21 protein-coding genes are annotated in these 20,490 nt (G+C 71.0%); 11 read left to right on the top strand and 10 right to left on the bottom strand.

Annotated features, from left to right (window positions below; genetic code table 11):
- The first annotated feature begins 55 nt into the window (after window positions 1-55).
- Window positions 56-487 carry a DUF4260 family protein gene (locus ACQPZP_RS17495; protein ID WP_433478663.1) on the top strand — a complete coding sequence of 144 codons (432 nt, stop codon included), beginning with the start codon at window positions 56-58 and terminating at the stop codon, window positions 485-487.
- Window positions 488-560: 73 nt separating this feature from the next.
- Here the strand turns inward: ACQPZP_RS17495 and ACQPZP_RS17490 are convergent, their stop codons facing one another.
- Complete coding sequence (locus tag ACQPZP_RS17490; RefSeq protein ID WP_433478662.1) at window positions 561-1,526, bottom strand: RNA polymerase subunit sigma-70; 966 nt, start codon at window positions 1,524-1,526, stop codon at window positions 561-563.
- Window positions 1,527-1,584: 58 nt separating this feature from the next.
- Between ACQPZP_RS17490 and ACQPZP_RS17485 the strand changes: the two genes are divergently transcribed.
- Window positions 1,585-1,962: a nuclear transport factor 2 family protein gene (locus ACQPZP_RS17485; RefSeq protein WP_433478661.1), complete on the top strand. Its 378-nt coding sequence runs from the start codon at window positions 1,585-1,587 to the stop codon at window positions 1,960-1,962.
- A 25-nt stretch (window positions 1,963-1,987) separates the two neighbouring features.
- Here ACQPZP_RS17485 and ACQPZP_RS17480 read toward each other — a convergent pair whose 3' ends face one another.
- Window positions 1,988-2,848, bottom strand: a complete 861-nt coding sequence (locus tag ACQPZP_RS17480; protein WP_433478660.1) for a hypothetical protein — start codon at window positions 2,846-2,848, stop codon at window positions 1,988-1,990.
- Between the two features lie 479 nt (window positions 2,849-3,327).
- Here ACQPZP_RS17480 and ACQPZP_RS17475 point away from each other — a divergent pair, with 479 nt between their 5' ends.
- Window positions 3,328-3,534, top strand: coding sequence for a DUF397 domain-containing protein (locus ACQPZP_RS17475; protein ID WP_433478659.1), 207 nt, complete (start codon window positions 3,328-3,330; stop codon window positions 3,532-3,534).
- Between the two features lie 47 nt (window positions 3,535-3,581).
- Here ACQPZP_RS17475 and ACQPZP_RS17470 read toward each other — a convergent pair whose 3' ends face one another.
- Window positions 3,582-4,472, bottom strand: coding sequence for a helix-turn-helix domain-containing protein (locus tag ACQPZP_RS17470; protein ID WP_433478658.1), 891 nt, complete (start codon window positions 4,470-4,472; stop codon window positions 3,582-3,584).
- Between the two features lie 465 nt (window positions 4,473-4,937).
- On the opposite strand from ACQPZP_RS17470, the gene ACQPZP_RS17465 reads away from it, so the two are divergent.
- Window positions 4,938-5,570: a hypothetical protein gene (locus ACQPZP_RS17465; protein ID WP_433478657.1), complete on the top strand. Its 633-nt coding sequence runs from the start codon at window positions 4,938-4,940 to the stop codon at window positions 5,568-5,570.
- A gap of 328 nt (window positions 5,571-5,898) precedes the next feature.
- Entirely contained in the window at window positions 5,899-7,434 is a 1,536-nt protein-coding gene (locus ACQPZP_RS17460; protein ID WP_433478656.1) for a DHA2 family efflux MFS transporter permease subunit, read from the top strand.
- Between the two features lie 133 nt (window positions 7,435-7,567).
- Here ACQPZP_RS17460 and ACQPZP_RS17455 read toward each other — a convergent pair whose 3' ends face one another.
- Window positions 7,568-9,106, bottom strand: coding sequence for an acyl-CoA synthetase (locus ACQPZP_RS17455; protein WP_433478655.1), 1,539 nt, complete (start codon window positions 9,104-9,106; stop codon window positions 7,568-7,570).
- Between the two features lie 58 nt (window positions 9,107-9,164).
- A complete protein-coding gene (locus ACQPZP_RS17450) occupies window positions 9,165-9,395 on the bottom strand; it encodes a DUF397 domain-containing protein (protein ID WP_433479625.1) in 231 nt (76 codons plus the stop codon).
- 193 nt (window positions 9,396-9,588) lie between these two features.
- Between ACQPZP_RS17450 and ACQPZP_RS17445 the strand changes: the two genes are divergently transcribed.
- Window positions 9,589-10,263 carry an ATP-binding protein gene (locus ACQPZP_RS17445; protein ID WP_433478654.1) on the top strand — a complete coding sequence of 225 codons (675 nt, stop codon included), beginning with the start codon at window positions 9,589-9,591 and terminating at the stop codon, window positions 10,261-10,263.
- Here the strand turns inward: ACQPZP_RS17445 and ACQPZP_RS17440 are convergent.
- Both ACQPZP_RS17440 and ACQPZP_RS17435 read right to left on the bottom strand, forming a co-directional pair.
- Entirely contained in the window at window positions 10,193-11,602 is a 1,410-nt protein-coding gene (locus ACQPZP_RS17440) for an alpha,alpha-trehalose-phosphate synthase (UDP-forming) (RefSeq protein ID WP_433478653.1), read from the bottom strand. The genes ACQPZP_RS17445 and ACQPZP_RS17440 overlap by 71 nt on opposite strands.
- A gap of 311 nt (window positions 11,603-11,913) precedes the next feature.
- The gene (locus tag ACQPZP_RS17435; protein ID WP_433478652.1) at window positions 11,914-12,372 is read right to left on the bottom strand and encodes a DoxX family protein; all 459 of its coding nucleotides are present in this window, start codon (window positions 12,370-12,372) and stop codon (window positions 11,914-11,916) included.
- Window positions 12,373-12,488: 116 nt separating this feature from the next.
- Between ACQPZP_RS17435 and ACQPZP_RS17430 the strand changes: the two genes are divergently transcribed.
- Together ACQPZP_RS17430 and ACQPZP_RS17425 are read left to right on the top strand one after the other, a co-directional pair.
- Entirely contained in the window at window positions 12,489-12,950 is a 462-nt protein-coding gene (locus ACQPZP_RS17430; RefSeq protein WP_433478651.1) for a MarR family winged helix-turn-helix transcriptional regulator, read from the top strand.
- A gap of 34 nt (window positions 12,951-12,984) precedes the next feature.
- Window positions 12,985-14,091, top strand: coding sequence for an FAD-binding protein (locus ACQPZP_RS17425; protein WP_433478650.1), 1,107 nt, complete (start codon window positions 12,985-12,987; stop codon window positions 14,089-14,091).
- Here the strand turns inward: ACQPZP_RS17425 and ACQPZP_RS17420 are convergent.
- Together ACQPZP_RS17420 and ACQPZP_RS17415 are read right to left on the bottom strand one after the other, a co-directional pair.
- Complete coding sequence (locus ACQPZP_RS17420) at window positions 14,055-14,657, bottom strand: HD domain-containing protein (RefSeq protein ID WP_433478649.1); 603 nt, start codon at window positions 14,655-14,657, stop codon at window positions 14,055-14,057. The genes ACQPZP_RS17425 and ACQPZP_RS17420 overlap by 37 nt on opposite strands.
- Window positions 14,658-14,676: 19 nt before the next feature.
- Complete coding sequence (locus ACQPZP_RS17415; RefSeq protein WP_433478648.1) at window positions 14,677-15,207, bottom strand: YbaK/EbsC family protein; 531 nt, start codon at window positions 15,205-15,207, stop codon at window positions 14,677-14,679.
- A gap of 106 nt (window positions 15,208-15,313) precedes the next feature.
- Here ACQPZP_RS17415 and ACQPZP_RS17410 point away from each other — a divergent pair, with 106 nt between their 5' ends.
- From ACQPZP_RS17410 to ACQPZP_RS17400, 3 genes are read left to right on the top strand one after another with little or no spacing between them, the layout of a single operon-like run.
- Window positions 15,314-16,006 (top strand): FadR/GntR family transcriptional regulator, encoded by a 693-nt coding sequence (locus tag ACQPZP_RS17410; protein ID WP_433478647.1) that lies wholly within the window; start codon window positions 15,314-15,316, stop codon window positions 16,004-16,006.
- Window positions 16,003-17,373, top strand: coding sequence for a hypothetical protein (locus tag ACQPZP_RS17405; protein ID WP_433478646.1), 1,371 nt, complete (start codon window positions 16,003-16,005; stop codon window positions 17,371-17,373). The genes ACQPZP_RS17410 and ACQPZP_RS17405 overlap by 4 nt, the downstream gene beginning before the upstream one ends.
- A complete protein-coding gene (locus ACQPZP_RS17400) occupies window positions 17,370-19,190 on the top strand; it encodes a GMC family oxidoreductase N-terminal domain-containing protein (protein ID WP_433478645.1) in 1,821 nt (606 codons plus the stop codon). Before ACQPZP_RS17405 ends, ACQPZP_RS17400 begins: the two co-directional genes overlap by 4 nt.
- A 50-nt stretch (window positions 19,191-19,240) precedes the next feature.
- Here the strand turns inward: ACQPZP_RS17400 and fdhA are convergent, their stop codons facing one another.
- Window positions 19,241-20,455 carry a formaldehyde dehydrogenase, glutathione-independent gene (gene fdhA, locus ACQPZP_RS17395; RefSeq protein WP_433478644.1) on the bottom strand — a complete coding sequence of 405 codons (1,215 nt, stop codon included), beginning with the start codon at window positions 20,453-20,455 and terminating at the stop codon, window positions 19,241-19,243.
- Window positions 20,456-20,490 lie beyond the last annotated feature (35 nt).

Genomic DNA, 20,490 nt, shown 5'->3' with positions numbered 1-20,490 from the left:
CATTAGCCTTAAGTTGGCTAATGACGTTAGCCGCTGCTTCGGAGGGTCATCGACCATGAGTGCCATCACCGCCCCGGCCAAGTTCTCCGGCGCCCGCACCGCCGCCCGCACCGCCATCCGCGTCGCCTGGTTCGCCGGGGCCCTCTTCTGGACGGCCTTCGCCGTCCTCGAAGGCGTCAACCACGGCTGGCTCGCCGTCCTGGCGGCCCTCGCCTTCTTCATCGCCCCCGACCTGACCTTCCTGGCCGGCCTGCGGGACGCCCGGCACACGGAGCGCGGGCAGCTCCCGGCTCGCGCGGTCCCCTTCTACAACGCGGCCCACCGTGCCCTGGTCCCCTTCGCCCTGATGATCGCCTACGCCTTCGGCCCCATCACCTGGGCCCCGATCTTCGCCGGGCTGTGCGGCTGGCTGGCCCACATCTCCTTCGACCGCGCCTTCGGCTACGGTCTGCGCACCAAGGACGGCTTTCAGCGCGGCCGCCGGTGACACCCGGCCTCCGGGCCGCCGGCCCCAGCGCACCCCGATGTCCCGCTGATCTCGCCGCCGGTGGCGGTGGCGGTCACACCACGCCCTCTCCCCCGTCACCATGCGGCCGTTCGAAGTAGCGCAGTGGCGCGTCGTCCAGGAACCGGGTGATACCGCGGAGACGGTCGCCGTGGAGCGTGAGAACGATCAGCCCGGCCGGACGTTCGACGGCACCGCCGAGACGGCAGACGAACGCGGGCTGCCCGTTCGCCCTGGTCGGCCGCAGCCGCAGGCGGCGCCCCGCCCGCCATGCGGCGCTGGCCCGCAGGAACGCGGCGATCGCCGCCGCACCGTGGTACTCGTGCGGGGCGGGAGGCATCGCCAGCCATGCGTCGTCGGTGAGCAGGCCGACGAGCGCGTCGACGTCGTCGGCGGAGAACGCCTCGGCGAAGCGGCGGACCAGCCGGCGTTCCCGCGCCGTCCCCGGCGCGGGCGGCTCGCCGCGGTGCCGGTCGAGTGAGCCCCGGGCCCGCTGCAACAGTCCTTTGACGGCGGTCGGAGTGGTGCCCAGCATCGGCGCGGCCTCGCCGAGCGGGTACCCGAGCACGTCGCACAGCACCAGGACGGCGGCCTGTCGCGGCGGGAGGCGCTGAAGCGCGGCGACGAACGCCAGCTCGACCGCCTCGGAAGCCGTGTAGCGGGCTTCGGGGCCGGGCGCGGCGTCGGGGACCTGCTCCAGCAGGGTGTCGGGGTACGGCTGCAGCCACGGCACGTCGCCTCGGCGGCTGGGCTCGGGCGGCTTGAACGGCGGTTCCGGCTCGGGCGGGATTCGCCTGCCGCGGTCGCGCAGCGCATTGAGGCAACGGTTGGTGGCGATGCGGTACAGCCACGTCCGCACCGACGCGCGGCCCTGGAAGGTGTCCAGACCGCGCCATGCCGCCACCAGCGTCTCCTGCAGGACGTCCTCCGCGTCGGACAGCGAGCCCAGCAGGCGGTAGCAGTGCAGCAGCAGCTCCCTTCGGTGCGCCGCGACCAGCTCCTCGAAGACGATTTCCGCCACGACCGTTCCGTTCCGCGGGTCGCCGGTGTCGTAACAAGCAGCACCGAAGGGAGACACCATGACCAGCCCAGCATTGCAGATCGCGCTGGCCCACCACCGCGCCTGGACCGGCAAGGACGTCGACGCGGCGATGGGCTACCTCGCCGACGACGTCGTGTGCGACGCCCCTGCCGGACGCCTCGTCGGCGTGCCCGCCTACCGGGAGTTCCTCACCCCGTTCGCCGAGCGGTTCCTCATCCGCGCGGAGCTGATCGCCGCGTTCGGCGATGACACCACGGCGATGCTCATGTACGACGCCGAAACGATCCCGGCCAAGAGCGCCCCGGCGGCCGAGTGCATGACGGTCCGCGCCGGAAAGATCGTCTACAACCGGTTCGTGTTCGACCGCACTCCGTTCGAGGAGTTCCGCCGCCGCCGTGCGCAGGGGACTTCCTGACGCGGCCGGCCGGTGAACGAGCGGGCTAGTAGAGGGAATCGTCTGGCGCGTCCGGTCCGGCGATGTACCGGATGAGCCATGCCGCCACGTGCGGGCGGGGATACGCTTCCAGGTCGTTGCGGTAATGCTCGGGCGGCAGCAGCTGGTCGTGGGGGAAGGGGCCTTCGCCGAAGTCGTAGTCCACGGTCACCTCACCGTGGTCGGTGAGCGTCAGCAGCAGCCGCCACCACGGCCCGGCCGGCATCAGCGCCGCGGTTCGCCGCTGGTCGCGGACGAGCGCGGCGACCGATTCCGGTACCGGAACGGCGACCGGCCGATGATCGGACGAGAACCGCAGGTGGGCGATCTCGGCGGAGACGGTGAATGCGAATTCCGCCCGCAGCCACTCCCACCCGGGCGGCCCGAGCACGGCCAACTGCCGCACGATCTCCTCGACCAGCAGCGAGGTCTCCGCGCCGATCAGATCCTCAGGATCATCGGGGTCGCCGAGGAGCCGGCCGGAAATGCTGAATTCGCCGGCGGTCGGCTGGTCTTGATCTCCGTCCTGCTCAAGCCACCGCACGAACTCGGCCATGTACTCGTCGGCGCCCTTTCCGCCGCCGGTGTACTGCGTGCCGCGTTCCCGCGCGATGAACTGCTCCTGGGCTTGCCGCGGGGGAACCGAGGACGACACCTCCTCGATACGACCGGAGTCACCGACCAGGAAGACCGACCGCCCAACCGGCATTTCCAGAAATGCCATCGGATCGCTCTCGTCGACGTCCACCGGCGCATACACGCTCCAACCGGCCTCGAAGCGGTCCGCCTCCAAACCCGCCGTGGGGTAATCCAGGTTACGAGACCGGATCCACTCCACCACCAAGGAAATCGCTCGCGCCGCGTCCATCCGCCTGGCCTCCCGCGTGTTGTCCGGGTCACCCTACGTGGTGAGCCGAAACCACGGAAGCGAGCGCACCCGGCATCGCCTTGCTCAGCGGCGCGGGCATGTTCGTGCCCCTGGGCAAGGGGATCAGGTCGCTGTCCGACACCGGCGGCCGCTCGCCCGGCGGTAACACCAGGAGCGGGAGACCGGCTGACACCACCTCGGGCCGCGGGAGCGTCAGGTCGGGCGACGTGCGGGGTTTCGTACCTGAATGAGTTGATGATGCCCCGATGCCCCACCGAGTATTTGCGAAGTGGTTTATAACACCTTGCTCGAATGTGGGGCGCCACAACCCCGTCATGCACTAGAAAAAGTCTCGGCCGTGGCGATCACCTCCGGCCCTTGGCGCTCCTGGACCACGTGCTCCTTGTCGCCGTGCCGTGCGACGTGGAGGTCCGGGGGCGACCTGATCCGCTTGCACATGACAGAGAGAACAAAACCCCGTGGACAGAGTAAAAGAATTCTCCTGGCGCAAGAGCTCACGTTGCACTAATGAGTCCAACTGCGTCGAGTTGGCGCGGCTCCACCCCGAGACATTGGGGGTCAGGGACACCAAAAGGGGAATCAAAGGACCGGTGTTGGCCTTCTCGCGCGACGAGTTCGCGACCTTCCTGAAGACGATCAAGGAAGGCGGGCTCGACCTGCGCTGACGGTCGGCATGTGGCCCCTCGGCGTAGTGCGCGGGGGGCCATCGGCATCAGGCACGTCCCTCTTGCCCCTGCCATCTTTCGCGGGCGATGGAAGAGATGCGGAGTACGGACTCCTCGGCCGACGGGCAGACGGATCGAAGCACCTCCCATGCCCGCCCGTACATGTCGGTTATCCCATCGTCCTGAAATTCTGCGGCAGCCATCGAGAAGTTATCGATGTAGGCGATGTCAGGGAACGGGATGTCGGGAACCGATGCGAATTTCAGAAGAGTGAAAGACTCCCCTATCACCGGCTCACGATGAACGTCCAGTGGCAGAATTCTTATGTCCACGTTGGGCAATTGTGCAAGCTCCATCAGCCGCTGCATCTGCCGCCACATGATTTCGCGTCCACCCACGAGGCGCAGCAGGACCGACTCGTCGACGACGGCGGAGAATTCTAGCGGTTCGGCTTTTCGCAGCAATTGCTGCCGCCGCATCCGGATGTCCACCCGCCGGGCCACCTCGCGCGGGGTGTCGGTCGTGATCACTCTGCTCGTTTCCATGGTGCAGTGGGCGTACTCCTTCGTCTGGAGGAGCCCTGGCACGCTGTAGGTGGCGTAACTCAACGCGGCGCTCGCCTCGTCCTCCAATGCGATGAAGGCCGCGAACCTTTCGGAGAGGCCCTGCTGATGTGCGGCCCACCACCCCTGTTTGGTCGCGGCCTGGGCGAGCGCGAGAACCTCACCCCTGTGAATCTCGTCCACCTGGTACAACTCGAGAAGGAGGCGTACATCGGAGATCCGGACACCGATACGAGCGGTCTCGATTCGACTGAGCTTGGAAGGCGACCAGTCGAGGCGGGTCGCGATCTCATCCGCCGTGGGGCCGAGTTCCTCCCGGAGCCGCCGTAGCTCGGCGGCCAATTGCCGCTGGCGAACCGTCGGCACTGCTGCCACGCTTGCCTCCAAGCCCGTCAATCCTGCCCTAGCGGCTTGCAATGCAACTTGCAAGGCAAGACTAGGCCAATGTTGTCAAGCAGACCAGCCCCCACAGGAGCCGACGCCCAAGTGGGCGAAATGTTCCTGATGAAGGTATGAGTGGCGAACCTCGCCTACGAGGCCACAAATGGCTTCCCCGCCAGTGTGCATCTGGCCATGCATGTTGCATGATCACTAATCAGGACACAAACTATGTCCAGCCGGGCTTGGCCATGGAGGTCGACAGTCGCGTCAAGACCGTTCCAGAATGACCAGAGGACGGTCTGCACGAGCAAGGCCCACGAGACGACGAAGTCTCCTATGGGCACCGTCCGGACCTTATGATCACGTGGTCCGGCCTCTGAGCCACGCCGCCAGGAGGCGGGGACGCGCGCGGCATGCCGGTCGCGCGGGATTGGGGGCGCTCCGGTGAGCAGTCACCCTGTGCACAGGAGCATCCTTGTCGTCGATCTTGAGAATTCGACGGCCGCGTTACGCACGAACCCGGTCAAAGAAGAACTTCGCTGTCAGATCTATTGTCTGCTGCGGCAGGCGATGGCCGACACCGGTATCGAGGACCGGTGGTGCGATCCGTTCGAGGACCGCGGCGACGGGGTCCTGGCCCTGATCCACCCGGTCGACCAGTTGCCCAAGACGTATCTCCTGTCCCGGCTGATCCCGGCGCTCACCCGTGGACTCACCGACTACAACCAGTGCGTTCCCGACGCCGAGCGCCCTGGCCACTGCATGCGGATGCGGGCCGTCCTGCATGCGGGTGAGGTTCACCGAGACGACAACGGCCCCTTCGGGGAGGCAGTCGACCTGGCCTGCCGGCTGCTGGACTCGCCGAAGGTGAAGCGTTGCCTGCGGGTGAGTTCCTCACCTTTGGTGCTGGTGGTCTCCGAGGACATCTACTGGGGAATCGTCAAGCACGGCTACGACGGGATATGCCCGAGCAGCTACCATCCCGGCGTCAGGGTCCTGCTTGGCGGACGCCGACGCCAGGGATTCGTCCACACCCCGCCTGGGCTGCAGCTCGCATCGTCTGACTCCTCGCCCCGCGAACACGTCGCCTAGCGCGTCGAGGTCGGGCCCCTTCACACAGGATTCTCTCCGTGGCGCGATGAGTTCCGGGCGGCGCGCCGGTCTGATCGTGCGCAGGCGTGAAGGGAGGTTCCGATGTCGCGTACGTCACACTTCGTTGACCTCGACCGCGGTGGAGGTCGGACGGTGGAGGGCGCGGAGCAGGGCGGATTTGTCGGACCCTGCTGGAATACTCCCGGAGCGCTCGAAGTTTAATCGTTCGCGAAAGTGTCAGTCGCTGCAGTATTTTGCGGCGGTATCCCATGAGACGTCCCCCCAACCCCCGCGTGCCCGCATGCGGGCCCTGACGATTGGAAGAGAGTTGACCGCACCCGCGTCTCCCAAGACGGCGGACGGCCCGCTGAAGGAACCCGCCGCCGGCGGAGGGCTGGACCGCGGCGTGCTCGCCGTGGCCGGCGTCGTCGTCCTCGGCGCGATCATGTCGATCCTGGACGTGACCGTCGTCAACGTGGCCATCAACGACCTGGCCAAAGAGTTCGACACCCCCCTCGCGACGATCCAGTGGGTCGCGACGGGCTACACGCTGGCGCTCGCAACGGTGATCCCGATCACCGGCTGGGCCTCGGCCCGGTTCGGCACCAAGCGCCTCTACATGATCTCGATCGCGCTGTTCGTGATCGGCTCGATGCTGGCGGGGCTCGCCTGGTCGGCCGAGTCGCTGATCGCCTTCCGGGTGCTGCAGGGCCTCGGCGGCGGCATGATCATGCCGGCCGGCATGACGATCCTGACCCAGACGGCCGGCCCGCAGCGGGTCGGCCAGGTGATGAGCATCGTCGGCGTGCCGATGCTGCTCGGCCCCATCCTCGGCCCGATCATCGGCGGCTACCTCGTCGACGACGTGTCGTGGCGCTGGATCTTCTTCATCAACCTGCCGATCGGCATCGTCGCGCTGCTGCTGTCGGCGCGGATCCTCAAGCGGGACGAGCCGAAGCGGACCGAGCGGCTCGACTTCATCGGGTTGATCCTGCTGTCCCCCGGCCTGGCCTCGCTGATCTACGGCGTGGCCCGGGGGGCCGAGATGAAGGACTTCCTGAAGACCGAGCCCCTCGTGTTCACGGTCGTCGGTGCCGTGCTGGCCCTCGGCTTCGTGGTCCGGGCGCTGAACGCGCAGAACCCGCTGATCGACCTGCGGCTGCTGAAGCGCCGCTCGGTGGCCGCCGCGTCCGGCACGATGGTGCTGTTCATGATCGCGTTCATGGGCGCGATGCTGCTGCTGCCGCTGTACTACCAGACCGTGCGCGGCGAGGGCGCCCTGCAGTCCGGCCTGCTGCTGGCCCCGCAGGGGCTCGGTGCGATGGTCACGATGCCGATCGGCGGCAAGCTGACCGACCGGATCGGCCCCGGCCGGGTCGTGCTCGTCGGCATGGTGGTCGTGGTGCTGTCGGTGTCGGGCTTCGCGGCGATCCTGGAGGCCGACACCTCCTACTGGGCGCTCGGCGGGACGCTGTTCGTGATGGGTCTCGGCATGGGCATGACGATGATGCCGACCATGGCGGCCGCGATCCAGACGCTCGTCCACGACGAGGTGCCGCGGGCGAGCACGATGCTGAACATCATCCAGCAGGTGTCGTCGTCCATCGGCACCGCGATGATCTCGGTGCTGCTGGCGAACCGGCTGGCGTCGGAGCTCGGCGGCGGGGCCGGCGGCGAGATCGGCAGCACCGAGAAGGTGCCGCCGGCGATCATGGAGAAGATCGCCGGGCCGATGGCGGACGCGTTCCAGCACACCTACTGGTACTCGGCCGGGCTGCTGCTCCTGGCGTTCCTGCCGGCGCTGCTGCTGCCGCGCAAGAAGCCGGAGACCGCGGCGGTCGACGCGCCGATGCCGATGCACTGAGCCGCCTCCCCGGCGTGGCGCGGAGCCGCGGCACGCCGGGGGTCGTGGGCAGGCTGAGGGCGTCACTGGGACGTCCCCGACCCCGGCCGGACCCGGATGGGTTGCCGGCCGGGGTTTCGCCTTTCAGGGCGGGTCAGGCCGTCGCAGGCCGCTTGGCCGCCGCCCAGTACTCGTCCTTCAGCAGCCGCTTGTAGAGCTTCCCGGTCGGATGGCGCGGCAGTTCGGGGCGGAAGTCGACCGAGCGCGGGCACTTGTAGTGGGCGAGACGGTCGCGGCAGTACGCGATCAGTTCCGCCTCCAGGCCGGGGCCCGCGTCGTCCATGGAGAGGGGCTGGACGACGGCCTTGACCGCCTCTCCCATCTCGGCGTCCGGGACGCCGAACACCGCGACGTCGGCGACCTTCGGATGCACCGCTAGGACGTTCTCCGCCTCCTGCGGGTAGATGTTCACCCCGCCGCTGATGATCATGTAGGCGCGGCGGTCGGTGAGGTAGAGGAAGCCGTCATCGTCCAGGTAGCCGACGTCGCCGAGGGTCGTCCAGCCGTGGCCCCACGGGTCGCGGGACGCGGCCGTCTTCGCGTCGTCGGCGTGGTACTCGAACGTGGGGCCGTTGCCGAAGTAGAGCGTGCCCGGCTCCCCCGGCGGCAGTTCCTTCCCGTCCTCGTCGCAGACGTGGACCTCGCCGAGGATGGGCCGGCCGACGCTGCCCTTGTGGGCGAGCCAGTCCTCCGAGCCGGTGTAGACGAAGCAGTTGCCCTCGGTGCCGGCGTAGTACTCGTGCAGGATCGGCCCCCACCAGGCGATCATCTGCTCCTTGACGGGCACGGGGCAGGGCGCGGCGGCGTGCACCGCGACGCGCAGCGACGCCACGTCGTAGCGGGCGCGGGTCTCGTCCGGGAGCTTGAGCATCCGGATGAACATGGTCGGCACCCACTGGCTGTGCGTGACGCGGTACTTCTCGACGGCCGCGAGCGCCTGCTCGGGGTCGAACTTCTCCATCACCACGACGGTCGCGCCGAGCCGGTGGAAGACGAGCGAGTAACGGAGCGGGGCGGCGTGGTAGAGCGGCGCCGGGGACAGGTAGACCGAGTCGGCGTCGGCCGCGAACAGGTGCGAGATCAGCATGTAGAGCGGGCCGGGCTCGCCCATCGGCGCCTTGGACAGGGGCGGTTTCACGCCCTTGGGGCGGCCCGTCGTGCCGGACGAGTAGAGCATGTCCGAGCCCTCGCACTCGTCGTCGATCGGCGTGGGCGGATGCTGGGCGACGCGTTCCTCATAGGGCTCGTAGCCGGGTGCCGTGCCGCCGACCATGAGGCGCAGCGGCACGTCCGGCGGTGACTGCGCGGCGGCCTCCATCGACGCGCCGGTGATGAAGACCTTCGCCTCGCAGTTGCCTACGATGTAGGCGAGCTCCTCGGGCTGGAGTCGGGAGCTGATGGCGGTGTAGTAGAGGCCGGACCGCTGCGCGGCCCATGCGATGGCCAGGTAGAGCGGATGGTTCTCCAGCATGAACGCGATGTGGTCCCCCGGGCGCAGCCCCTCCGCGCGGAGCAGCTGCGCGAGCCGGTTGGACTCCTCGTTCAGTTCCCGGAAGGTGACGACCCGCCCGGAGCCCGCCATGATCACGGCGGGCTTGTCGGGCGTCTGTGCGGCGATCTGCCCCAGGTGCATGGCCGCAACCTACCTGGACGGACGGGCGAATGGAATCCCATTCGGTTTGGTGTCGCGGTCAGACGAGCATGTGGTCGAAGTCTCCGTCCTTGGCTCCGCCCACGAACGCCTCCACCTCCTCGCGCGTGTAGACGAGGACCGCTCCCTCGGGGTCCCTGGAGTTGCGCACGGCGATCTCCCCGGTGGGGAGTTCGGCCATCTCGACGCAGTTGCCGGACGGGTTGCTCCGCCGGCTCTTCTGCCAGACGAGCCCGTTACGCCGGACGTCCGACATCTGGTGGCCGTCCATCATCGCCCCCTCTAGGCGTCTCGGCCTCCCCTGCGGGAGGCCGCGATCTCGCCCCACCCCACACAATGGTACGAGATGCACGTGCATTCGTTCTTGCATTCGTTCATGCAGACGGTCTTGCATCTGCACGACTTGGGGAGCAAGATAGCGAACGCTCGCCGGTGACCGCCCCGCACGCCTCTGAGGTTTGACCATGACCGTTGACCAGGCAGACGACGTCGCAGCCCCCGCCATGGCGGGCGGCCGGCCGCGGCACGCCTCGGCCGTTCACACGCCCTGGCCCGACGCGCCGCCGGCGCTCGGGCCGAACGTCCCCCCGAACCCGCGCGCGAGCGTTCCGGTCGCCGCGCCCGGTCTCGCCGGGCTCTGGCCCGCGCCGCACGCGGGCACCCCGCGCACCGCGCGCCGGGTGCTTCCGGCAGAGATCACCGCGCCGCGCTCGGCGCGCGAGTTCACCCAGGTCACGCTGGAAGCGTGGGGGCTGACCGACACCGCCGGGGACGTGGTCGTCGCGGTGTCGGAGCTGGTGACCAACGCGCTGCGGCACGGCCTGGAGGGGCTCCCCCAGCCGCTGCCGCTGTGCCCCATCCAGCTCGTCCTGATCGGCCACCCGCGGCGGCTGGTCGTGTCGGTGACCGACCCGGGCGGACGCGCGCCCGTCCCGGTCCCGTGCGACCCGGACCGGTTCGTGGAGGGCGGCCGCGGCCTGCTCGTCGTCGGCGCGATCAGCGACGCCTGGGGCTGGGCGCGGCTCGCGACCGGCGGCAAGGCCGTCTGGGCGGCCTTCGACCTGCGGGTCAGCCCTCCAGCGCAGCGTGAACAGGCTGCTGCGCGGGGACGTACCGCGCCGGATTCTCCAGCTCGCTGAGGAAGTCCTGGGCCCAGCGGTCCACGTCGTGCTCGATGACACGGCGGCGCATGGAGCGCATCCGCCGTGCCTGCTCGGCGGGCTCGGCGTCCAGCGCCGCGCGCAGCGTGCCCTTGAGCCCGTCGATGTCGTAGGGATTGACCTGGAACGCGCCACGCTTCAGCTCGGCGGCGGCACCGGTGAACTCGCTGAGCACCAGCGTGCCCCGCAGGTCCTTGCGGCAGGCCACGTACTCCTTGGCGACGAGGTTCATGCCGTCGCGCAGCGGGGTCACCACCATCACGTCCGCCGCCAGGTAGAGCGCGGTCAGCTCGGGACGGTCATACGAGCTGTGCAGATAGTGGATGACCGGAAACCCGATCTCGCCGTGCTCGCCGTTGATCCGCCCGACCAGCTGCTCGATCTCGTCGCGTAGCAGTTGGTACTGCTCGACGCGCTCCCGGCTCGGCGTCGCGATCTGCACGAACACGGCCTGGCCGGGCTTGATGTGGCCCTCCTGGACCAGCTCTCCGAACGCCTGGAGCCGCTGCGTGATGCCCTTGGTGTAGTCGAGCCGGTCCACGCCGAGCAGAACGGTCGCGTCGCCGAGGTCGGTGCGGATCTCCTGCGCCCGCTCCTGGACCTCCGGGCGCCCGACGAGGTCGTTCAGCTCGCCCACGTCCACGGAGATGGGGAACGCCCTGGCCCGCACGATCCGGTCGTCCCATTGGACGTCCTGCTTGACGTGCCGGGCGTCCAGGAGCCGGGTGCAGAGGCGCACGAAGTTGGCCGCCGCCCCCGGGAGCTGGAAGCCGACCAGGTCGGCGCCCAGCAGCCCCTCCAGGATCCGCCGCCGCCACGGCAGCTGCCAGAACAGCTCGACCGGCGGGAACGGGATGTGCAGGAAGAAGCCGATCCGCAGGTCAGGACGCAGCGAACGCAGCATCTGCGGGACGAGCTGGAGCTGGTAGTCCTGCACCCAGACGATCGCCTCCCGCCCCGCGACCTTCGCCGCCGCCTCGGCGAACCGCTGGTTGACCCGGACATAGGCGTCCCACATCGCCCGGTCGTAGACGGGCGGGGCGACGACGTCGTGGTAGAGCGGCCACAGCGTGGCGTTGGAGAAGCCTTCGTAGTAGAGCCGGACCTCGGCGGCGGACTGGGCGATGGGGTGGAGCGCCATGCCGTCCTCGACGAAGGGATCGATCTCCTCGTCGGGGGCGCCCGTCCAGCCGATCCACGTGCCCTGCCTGCGCCGCATCACCGGGGCGATCGCGCTGACCAGGCCGCCTGGACTGCGCCGCCAGCGCGGGACGCCGTCCGGCCCGACGTTCCGGTCCACCGGAAGCCGGTTGGCCACCACAACGAACTCACTACCGCGCGACACCTGCGACCTGCCTCTCCAGGAACTATCAGTGATCACTCATGCCCAGAAACGGTCATCGGGAACATCTTGTCACTTCGACGCAAAGGACCCGATGCCTGAAAAGGCGGATGTCAGGCGGGCGGGGCTGCCGGACCCCCGGATTGGAGCGGGCCATATTCCTTTCCCGGCAGGTGACCGATGTCGATCGGCCAGTCACAGCGCGCAGACCGGACGGACGAAAAAGTTACCTAGATCACACAATGACACGACCTCCGCACGCCGGGCGTGCGGAGGCCGGGGGTGGATCACGCGCTCACGGACTCCCTCTCAGGGGCGCCCGCGCGCCGGCGTCCGAACAAGAGGGCGTCCAGGGAGAAGCGCCCGCCGCCGGTGAGCGCGAAGAGGAGGCAAACGGCGGCGAGGACCAGCACGTACTCGTAGCCGCCCTCCTGGGAGAACAGGCCCTTGTCCATGTGGACGTACCAGAACGCACCCGCCATGTCGAGGGCGATGAGCACCCCGGCCACCGGCACCAGGACGCCGGCGATGAGCGCGACGCCGCCGAGCAGTTCGACCCAGGTGCCGTAGACGGCGGCGAGCCCCGGCATCGGGATGCCGAGGTGCTCGAACGACTGCGCGACGGCGGAGTGGCCCTGGTCGGTGAGCTTCTGCCAGCCGTGCGCGACGAAGATCACACCGACCACGATCCGGCCGACGAGCAGGCCGGCGTCGGGCAGGGCGGGGAAGCGGCGGAGTGGGAGCATGCCGGGTCTCCTTCGTTGAAGGTTCAAACATGAACGATCGGAACGCTAGCAGATTGATTCAAATTCAGACCATCTAGAAACTTCAAGACTGTTTTCATGCCAACTAGAATCACCGTATGGACGAAGCGGGGGATCCACTCGAACCACGCGAGCTGCGCGCCTGGATGGCCTTCCTGGCGGCCGGGCACCTGATCGACCACGAGATCGAGCGGCAGCTCAAGCGTGACGGCGGGCTGTCCCACCCCGAGTTCGAGGTGCTGGTGGTGCTGCGGACGGCCGAGGGCAACCGGATGCGCATGTCGGACCTCGCCCGCGAGGTGATGGTGTCGAAGAGCCGGCTCACCTACCAGGTCACGCAGCTCGAACGGGCCGGGCTCGTGAAGCGGACGGGCTGCGAGACCGACCGGCGGTCGGTGTGGGCGGAGCTGACCGGCGAGGGCGCCGAGGCGCTGGACCGGGTCCGGCCGGGCCACCGCCGCGTCGTCCGCGAGGCCCTGATCGAGGTGCTGACGCCCGCGGAGATCGACCTGCTCGGCGACGCGCTGGGCCGCGTCGCCGCCCGGCTGCGGGGGCGGTAGCCGGGTGGAGACCACCACCGGCGGGAGCCCGGGCATGCGCGACTTCGGGGGGATCGTCGAGCTTTCGCCGGCGCGGAGCGTCCGGCCGGCGACCGCGGAGGACGTCGTCGCCGCCGTCCGTGACGCCGCCGCGCGTGATCTGGACCTGGTGCCGCGCGGGCTCGGGCACTCGACCCACGGCCAGTCCCTCACCACCGGAGTCTCCCTCGATCTGCGCGGCCTCGCGGGCGTCCACGAGGTCGGCGCGGATCACGCGGTCGTCGGCGCGGGAGCGAGCTGGCGCGAGGTCCTCGCAGCGACGCTGCCGCTGGGGCTGACCCCGCCCGTCCTGACCGACCACCTCGACGTGACGGTCGGCGGGACGATCTCCGCGGGCGGCATAGGCGGGACGTCTCACCTCCACGGGACGCAGGCCGAGAACGTCCTCGCCCTGGACGTGGTCGCCGGCGGGCGGCTCGTGACCTGTTCCCCCGGCGTCCGGCCCGAGGTGTTCGACGCCGTACGCGGCGGGATCGGCCGGCACGGCGTCATCACCGCGGCGACGCTGCGGCTCATCCCGGCACCGGAGCGGGTGCTGAGCTGCACGATCCCGTGCCGGGACGCCGCGGACCTCCTGCGCCTCCAGCGCGAGACGCGGGCCGAGCACATCTCGGGGCAGGTCAAGCCGTCGGAGCAGGGCTGGGCCTTTGAGGCCAAGGCCGTCCTTTACGGGGACGGCCGTGAGCCGCCGCCCGGCACGACGGAGATCGAGGAACTCCCCTATGCGGACTTCTGCGACCGGCTGCGTCCCGACGTCGAGGAGCTGATCACGCTGGGCGAGTGGGCCCGCCCGCACCCGTGGGGCATGGTCTTCCTGCCCGGCCCGGGCGCCGCCGCCGTGATCGAGTCCACGCTCGCGGCCATGACCACCGCGGATCTCGGTCTCAGCGGTGTCATCCTCGTCAAGGCCCTGCGGGTCGGGCACGTGCCGATGCTGGCGGTCCCAGGCGATCCGGTCCTGTTCAGCGTCCTGCGCACGGCCTCGCCGGGCTGCGCGTCCGTCGCGGAGATGCTCGCCGCCAACAGGGCCCTGCTCGATCGTGCGGCCGCGGCCGGCGGCAGCCGCTACGCCGTCGACTCGGTCCCGCCGCCGACGGGGTAGGCGGACTGGAAGGCCAGCCGCCGGTCGGCGCCGGCGGCGAGCCGGTCGCAGACATCGTCCAGGTCCATGAAGGCCTGCCACTTCTCCTGGCCGGACGCGGCGCTCAGCACCTCCACGAGACGCTGTTCGAGGTCGGGGACGCGCTTGGCCTTCCACACGTTGTCGGCGAGGCTGACGAGCAGATCGTCGATGCCGGTGTCGGGCTCCGCCCAGGACGTGTGGGTTCGCGCGAAACGGGCCAGCCGCTCCTCGACACCGCGCTCGCGCAGAAAGGCGTGGCCGGCCGGCTCGTGCTCGGCGCCCGGCCCGGACAACTCGGCCGGATGCAGCGCCTTGCCGATGTCGTGCGTGGCCGCGCCGAACAGGACCGCCTCCGCGTCCACGCCGAGCGACGGGTGACGCTCACCCGCCCACGCGACCAGCTCGGCGGCCACATCGTGGACGAGCCTCAGGTGGGCCGCAAGGCGAGGCGGAGCGTCGAGCTCCTCCAGCAGGCGCACGACGGGCTCCGGCAACGAACGCGGCCCCGGGTCAGCCAGCGCGCGGTTCAGGGCGTCAGAGGGCATTCCAGGACCCTAGCGCGGGTCACTGGGCCGAGGACTGGGCCAGGGCGAGGACCTCGGCCGCGGCGAGGCCGGCGAGGGCCTTGCCGGGCAGGAGGAGCTTGGACTTGCGCAGGCCGCTGCCTATGACGACGCGCGGGGCGGTGGCGACGGCCTCGTCCACCAGGACGGGCCAGCCCTCGGGGAGGCCGACCGGGGTGATGCCGCCGTACTCCATGCCGGTCAGCGAGGTGGCGTCGGCCATCGGCGCGAACGACACCTTCCGTGCGCCCAGGTGCTTGCGGACGACCCCGTTCACGTCCGCGCGGCCGGTCGCCAGGATCATGCAGGCGGCGTAGGAGACCTCGCCGCCGCGCTTGGCGGCGACGACCACGCAGTTCGCGCTGACGTCGAGGGGGACGCCGTAGCGCTCGCAGAAGGCCGCCGTGTCGGCCAGGTCCGGGTCGATCTCCGCGGCCTCGGCCTCGGGCAGGCCGCCGATCGCGGCGGCGACCGGGTCCGCCAGCAGGTCGCGCCGTTCGTTCGCCGGTCGCCAGTCGAGCGTGCCGACCATGGTGCTTCCCCTCTCGTGATCCGCGGCTTCCACCCTGCCACGGCTCTTGACGGCGGCGCGCCGGGCGTGGTCCAGTGGCTGAGCCACTAGACCTCTGGAGGTTTCCGTGCCGTCCTCGCCGATCCCCCGCGACACGGTCGTGGACTCGCTCGTCGACCGGCTGCGCGACGACGTGCTCAGCGGCCGCTACCCGCCGGGGTCCTACCTGCCGCCCGAACGGGATCTCGCCGCCGGCTACGAGGTGACCCGGACGTCGCTGAAGCACGCGATCGTCCGGCTCGCGCAGGCGGGGCTGCTGGAGACCAGGCACGGCGTGGGCACCCGGGTCCGCGACTACGAGCGGCTCGGCGGGCCCGAGCTGCTGCCGATGCTGGTCAGGACGGTCGGCCCGGCCTGGATGGTGGAGATCTTCGAGGTGCGGCGCGAGGTCGGCGCCCAGGTGGCGGCCAAGGCGGCGGCCAACGCGACGGACGAGCAGCGGGCACGGCTGCGGGAGCTGGCCGCGCAGGTCCGGGACGCGGAGGGCGGCGAGGCGGCGCAGCTCGCCGAATGCGACATCCACCGGGTCATCGCGGCGGCCACCGGCAACCGGGTGTACGGATTCATGGTCAACGCCCTGCTGAACGCCTATCTCGCCGTCCGTGAGGGGTTCGTGCACGCGTTCAAGGACCCGGCCGCGGCGGCGGACAGGATCGCTCCCCTCATCGACGCGCTGTGCACTGGGGACGCGCAGCGGACGCGGGTGGCGGCGACCGTGTACTTCGCCGAGACCGAGGCGATCATGCGGGGCCGGCGATGAGCGCGCGGCGGACGGTGTTCCGCGAGGTCATGGAAGGGTCCCTCCGGCTCGCCGGGGAGGAGCGGGCGCGGCCGATGCGGCTCGAACTGGCCGCCGACCTGCCCGGGGTCCTGCACCCCCTGGCCGATGTCGAGGGCGACCTGACCGGACGCGTGCACGTGCCGGGATGGGCGGACGATCCCGCGGCGGCGGGACGGTTGCGGGTGGCTCCGATCGCGGCGCGCCGGATCCGCTACACCCTGGGCTTCACCGCCGGCGACGGGCGGCGGCTGCGCCTGGACGGATGGAAGACCGTGAGCCCGCGTCGTCCCGTCCGGTCGATGACGTTCCTGCCGGTCACGGTGACCGACGAGGATGGGACCGTGGCCGGGGAGGCGCGGCTGCGCTTCGACGTCCGCCGGGACCTCGGCCGCTTCCTCGGCGGCTTCCGGTTCCCGGGGCCCGGTCCGCTGCGGTCGCGCTGGCGCGGCCAGGCCGGGCGGCTGGAGGTCTGGTACACGACGCTGACCGACCCGGCGACCGGCACCGGCGTCTGGATCCACCACGAGCTGGTCGCGCCGGACGAGGGCGGGGCGCGGGCGCACGGCTGGGCCACGATCTTCCCGCCCGGCGAGACGCCGGTGTTCGCGCGGTTCGGCCCGCACGAGTGGAGGCGTCCCGAGGACGGCGTGTTCGCCTCCGGGCCCGTCGCGCAGACCGGGGAGCGGCTCACCGGCACGGCGGGCGCGATCACCTGGGACCTGCGCGAGGCCGGTGGCGGGCGGCCGCTGTACACGTTCCCGCGGTGGGCCTGGGAGTCGGAACTGCTGCCGGCCGCACAGATCGTCCCGAAACCGGACGCCACATACGACGGCGTCGTGCGGTTCGGGGACCGCGTCCTCGAACTGGACGGCGCGCGCGGTGCGTCCGCCCGGATCTACGGGCAGGGCAACGCGCGCCGCTGGGCATGGCTGCACGCCGATCTCGGCGGCGGGGACGTGTGCGAGATCGTGGCGGCGGTCTCGACGCGTCCGGGGATGAACCGGCTCCCTCCGCTCCCGTTCCTCCGGCTGCGGGTGGACGGGGAGGATCTGCCGTCCGGGGACCCGCTGCTCGCGGCGCTGCGGCTGCGCGCCGGCATCGGCCTGCCGTCCTGGACGGTCCACGGCCGCGTCGGCGACCGGCGAATCCACGTGCGGGTGACACTGCCGCCCGGCGAGACCGTCTCCGTGGACTACGCCGACCCGGACGGGGCTCCGGCGGTCTGCCACAACTCCGAGCGCGCCGATGTCCGGATCGTTCTCGCCCGGCGCGCCGGGCGCGGCTGGGAGACCGAGCGCGAGTGGCGGCTGGACGGCACCGGGCACGCGGAGGTCGGGCTCCGGTGAGCGCGCTGACGGGGACGGTCGCGGCGCTGCTCGGCATCGAGGACGCCGGCGACGTGGCCCGCGTCTCGGCCCGCGCGGAGGCCATCGGGAGGGCGCTCCCGGCTCCCGCGCGGCTGGGCCTGCGCGCCGGGGCGGGCACGCTGGACGCGTTCTCGCGGCTCGCCACCGGGCGTCCGCTGGACCATCTGGACCCCGATCGGCGGGACGCGTTCTGCGCCTTGCTGACGTCGCGCGAGCCGGGGGTCCGGCTCGTCGAGACGTTGAAGATCCCGCTGCTGCTCGCCGCCGGCACCGAGCTGCTGCCGATGCCCGCCGTGCCCATGCCCGCCGGGCCGGGCGGCCCGCGTCCGGACGCGCCCCTGGACTGCACGCCGTCCACCGACCGGCCGGCGTGCACTACGGCCGACGCCGTCGTGATCGGATCGGGCGCGGGCGGCGCGATGGCCGCGCGGACCCTCGCGCGGCGCGGTATGTCGGTCGTCGTCCTGGAGGAGGGGCGGCGGTTCACCGTGGCGGAGTTCCGCGACCGTCCGCCGCTCGACCGGTTCCTCGACCTGTACCGCGACGGCGGCTCCACCGTCGCGCTCGGCCGCCCGCCCGTGCTGCTGCCCCAGGGCCGGGCGGTCGGCGGGACGACGGTCGTCAACAGCGGCACCTGCTACCGGACGCCGGACCGCGTCCTGCGGCGATGGGCGGCGCTCGGCGTGCCGGTCGAGGACTTCGGCGACCACCTCGACGAGGTGGAGGCCACCTTGCGGGTCGCCCGGCAGCCGGTCGAGCCGCTCGGGCGAAACGGGCTGCTCGCCCTGGACGGAGCGAACCGGCTCGGCTGGCGCGCCGCGCCGCTGCGCCGCAACGCGCCCGGCTGCGTGGGCAGCGCGCAGTGCGCGGCCGGTTGCCCGCACAACGCCAAGTACGGGGTCCACCTGAACGCACTCCCCCAGGCGTGTGAAGCGGGGGCGCGGATCGTCACCCATGCCAGGGCCGAACGAATCCTGGTCGAGCGCGGCACCGCCACCGGTGTGCGCGCGCGCCGGCCGGACGGCACGTCGTTCGAGATCCTCTCACCGCGCATCGTCGTCGCCGCCGGCGCGACGGAGACACCCCTGCTCCTGCGCCGCTCCGGTCTCGGCGGCCATCCCGAGCTGGGGCGCGGCATGGCCGTCCACCCCGCCACGAACATCGCCGGACGCTTCACCGAGCCCGTCGTGTCGTGGTCGGGAGTGATGCAGAGCGTCGGCATCGAGGAACTGCACGGCGACGGGATCCTCATCGAGGCGACGGCGAGCCCGCCCGGCATGAGCTCGTTCCCCCTGCCGGGCGCGGGGCGGTCGCTGCGCCGCGAACTGGAGGGCGCGGACCGCCTCGCCGTGCTCGGCGCGATGATCGCGGACGCCCCGTCCGGCCGCGTCCACGGCGCCCGCCACCGCGCGTACGTCCGCTACGACCTGACCGGGGAGGACGCCGGCCGGCTGCGCCGCGCACTCGTCGCGATGGGCCGGATCCTGTTCGCCGCCGGGGCCGAGGAGGTGCTCACCGGCCTGCACCGCCACCCGGTCGTCCGGGACGAGGCCGGGCTGAGGCACGCGGTCGCGACGGCGCCCGCCGCCGACCTGCACCTGGCCGGGTTCCACCCGACCGGGACGGCGAAGCTCGGCGCCGAGGAGGCCCGCGCGCCCGTGGACCCCTCCGGGCGGCTGCGCGGCGTGCACGGCGTGCACATCGTGGACGCGTCCGTCCTGCCGAGCTGCCCGGAGGTGAATCCGCAGCTCACCATCATGGCGATGGCGCTGCGGATCGCCGCGGGCATCGGCTGAGCGGCGGCGGGCTCGCGGGCGCGCCGGTCCGCGAGTCCGCCGCGCCGGGATCAGACCCCGGCTCCCACCAGGCCGTGCGGGTCGAGGATGACCTTCTCCGCCGCACCGCGGTCGAACTCGGCGTAGCCCTGGGGCGCCTGTTCGAGCGGCATGACGATCGCGTGGACGTTGCGCGCGATCTGCACCTTGTCGTGCAGGATCGCCATCATCAGCTGCCGGTTGTACTTCATCACGGGGCACTGGCCCGTGGTGAGGACATGCGACTTCGCCCAGCCGAGGCCGATCCGCAGCCCGAGCTGCCCGATCTTGGCGTTCTCTTCCGCCGCTCCCGGGTCGCCCGTGACGTACAGGCCGGGGATGCCGAGCGCGCCGGCCGCGCGGGTGATGTCCATCAGCGTGTTGAGGACGGTCGCGGGGTGCTCCCCCGCCGACCCCTCGGGACCGTGGCCGCGCGCCTCGAACCCGACGCAGTCGATCGCCGCGTCGACCTCGGGGACTCCGAGGATCTGCTCGATCTGCTCGGCCACGTTGTCGTACCGGGACAGGTCGATCGTCTCGCAGCCGAAGGCGCGGGCCTGCTCCAGCCGGCGCGGGTTCATGTCGCCGACGATCACGACGGCGGCGCCGAGCAGATGGCAGGCGGTGGCGCAGGCGAGCCCGACCGGGCCCGCCCCGGCAACGTACACGGTGGAGCCGGTGGTGACGCCCGCGGTGTAGGCGCCGTGGTAGCCGGTCGGGAAGATGTCCGACAGCATCGCCAGGTCGGGCAGCTTCGCCATCACGGTGTCACGGTCGCCGGGGAACTTCAGCAGGTTGAAGTCCGCGTACGGGACGACCGCGTACCGGGCCTGGCCGCCGTGCCAGCCGCCCATGTCGACGTACCCGTACGCCGCGCCCGGGCGTTCGCGGTTGACGTTCTCGCAGACGCCGGTGTTGCGCTCCTTGCAGTTGCGGCAGCGGCCGCAGGCGATGTTGAACGGGACGCTGACGAGGTCGCCCTCCTTGATGTACTCGACGTCCCTGCCGGTCTCCACCACCTCGCCGGTGATCTCGTGGCCGAGCGTCAGCCCGGCGGGCGCGGTCGTCCGGCCGCGCACCATGTGCTGGTCGGACCCGCAGATGTTGGTGGCGAGGACCTTCAGGATGACGCCGTGCTGCAGCTTGCGGCCCGCCTGCTCGGCCAGTTCGAGCCTGGGGAAGTCCAGTTCCTCGACCGTGACCTTGCCCGGCCCCTGGTATACGACGCCCTTGTTGGTGTCCGCCATGACCTTCTCCCTTCTCGTCGAGAGTCGGTTTCGGC

This window comes from Spirillospora sp. CA-142024, assembly GCF_050942325.1.
Taxonomy (GTDB): Bacteria; Actinomycetota; Actinomycetes; order Streptosporangiales; family Streptosporangiaceae; genus Spirillospora.
Note: the sequence above shows the minus strand (reverse complement) of the source record. Positions and strands in the feature narration are given on the sequence as shown.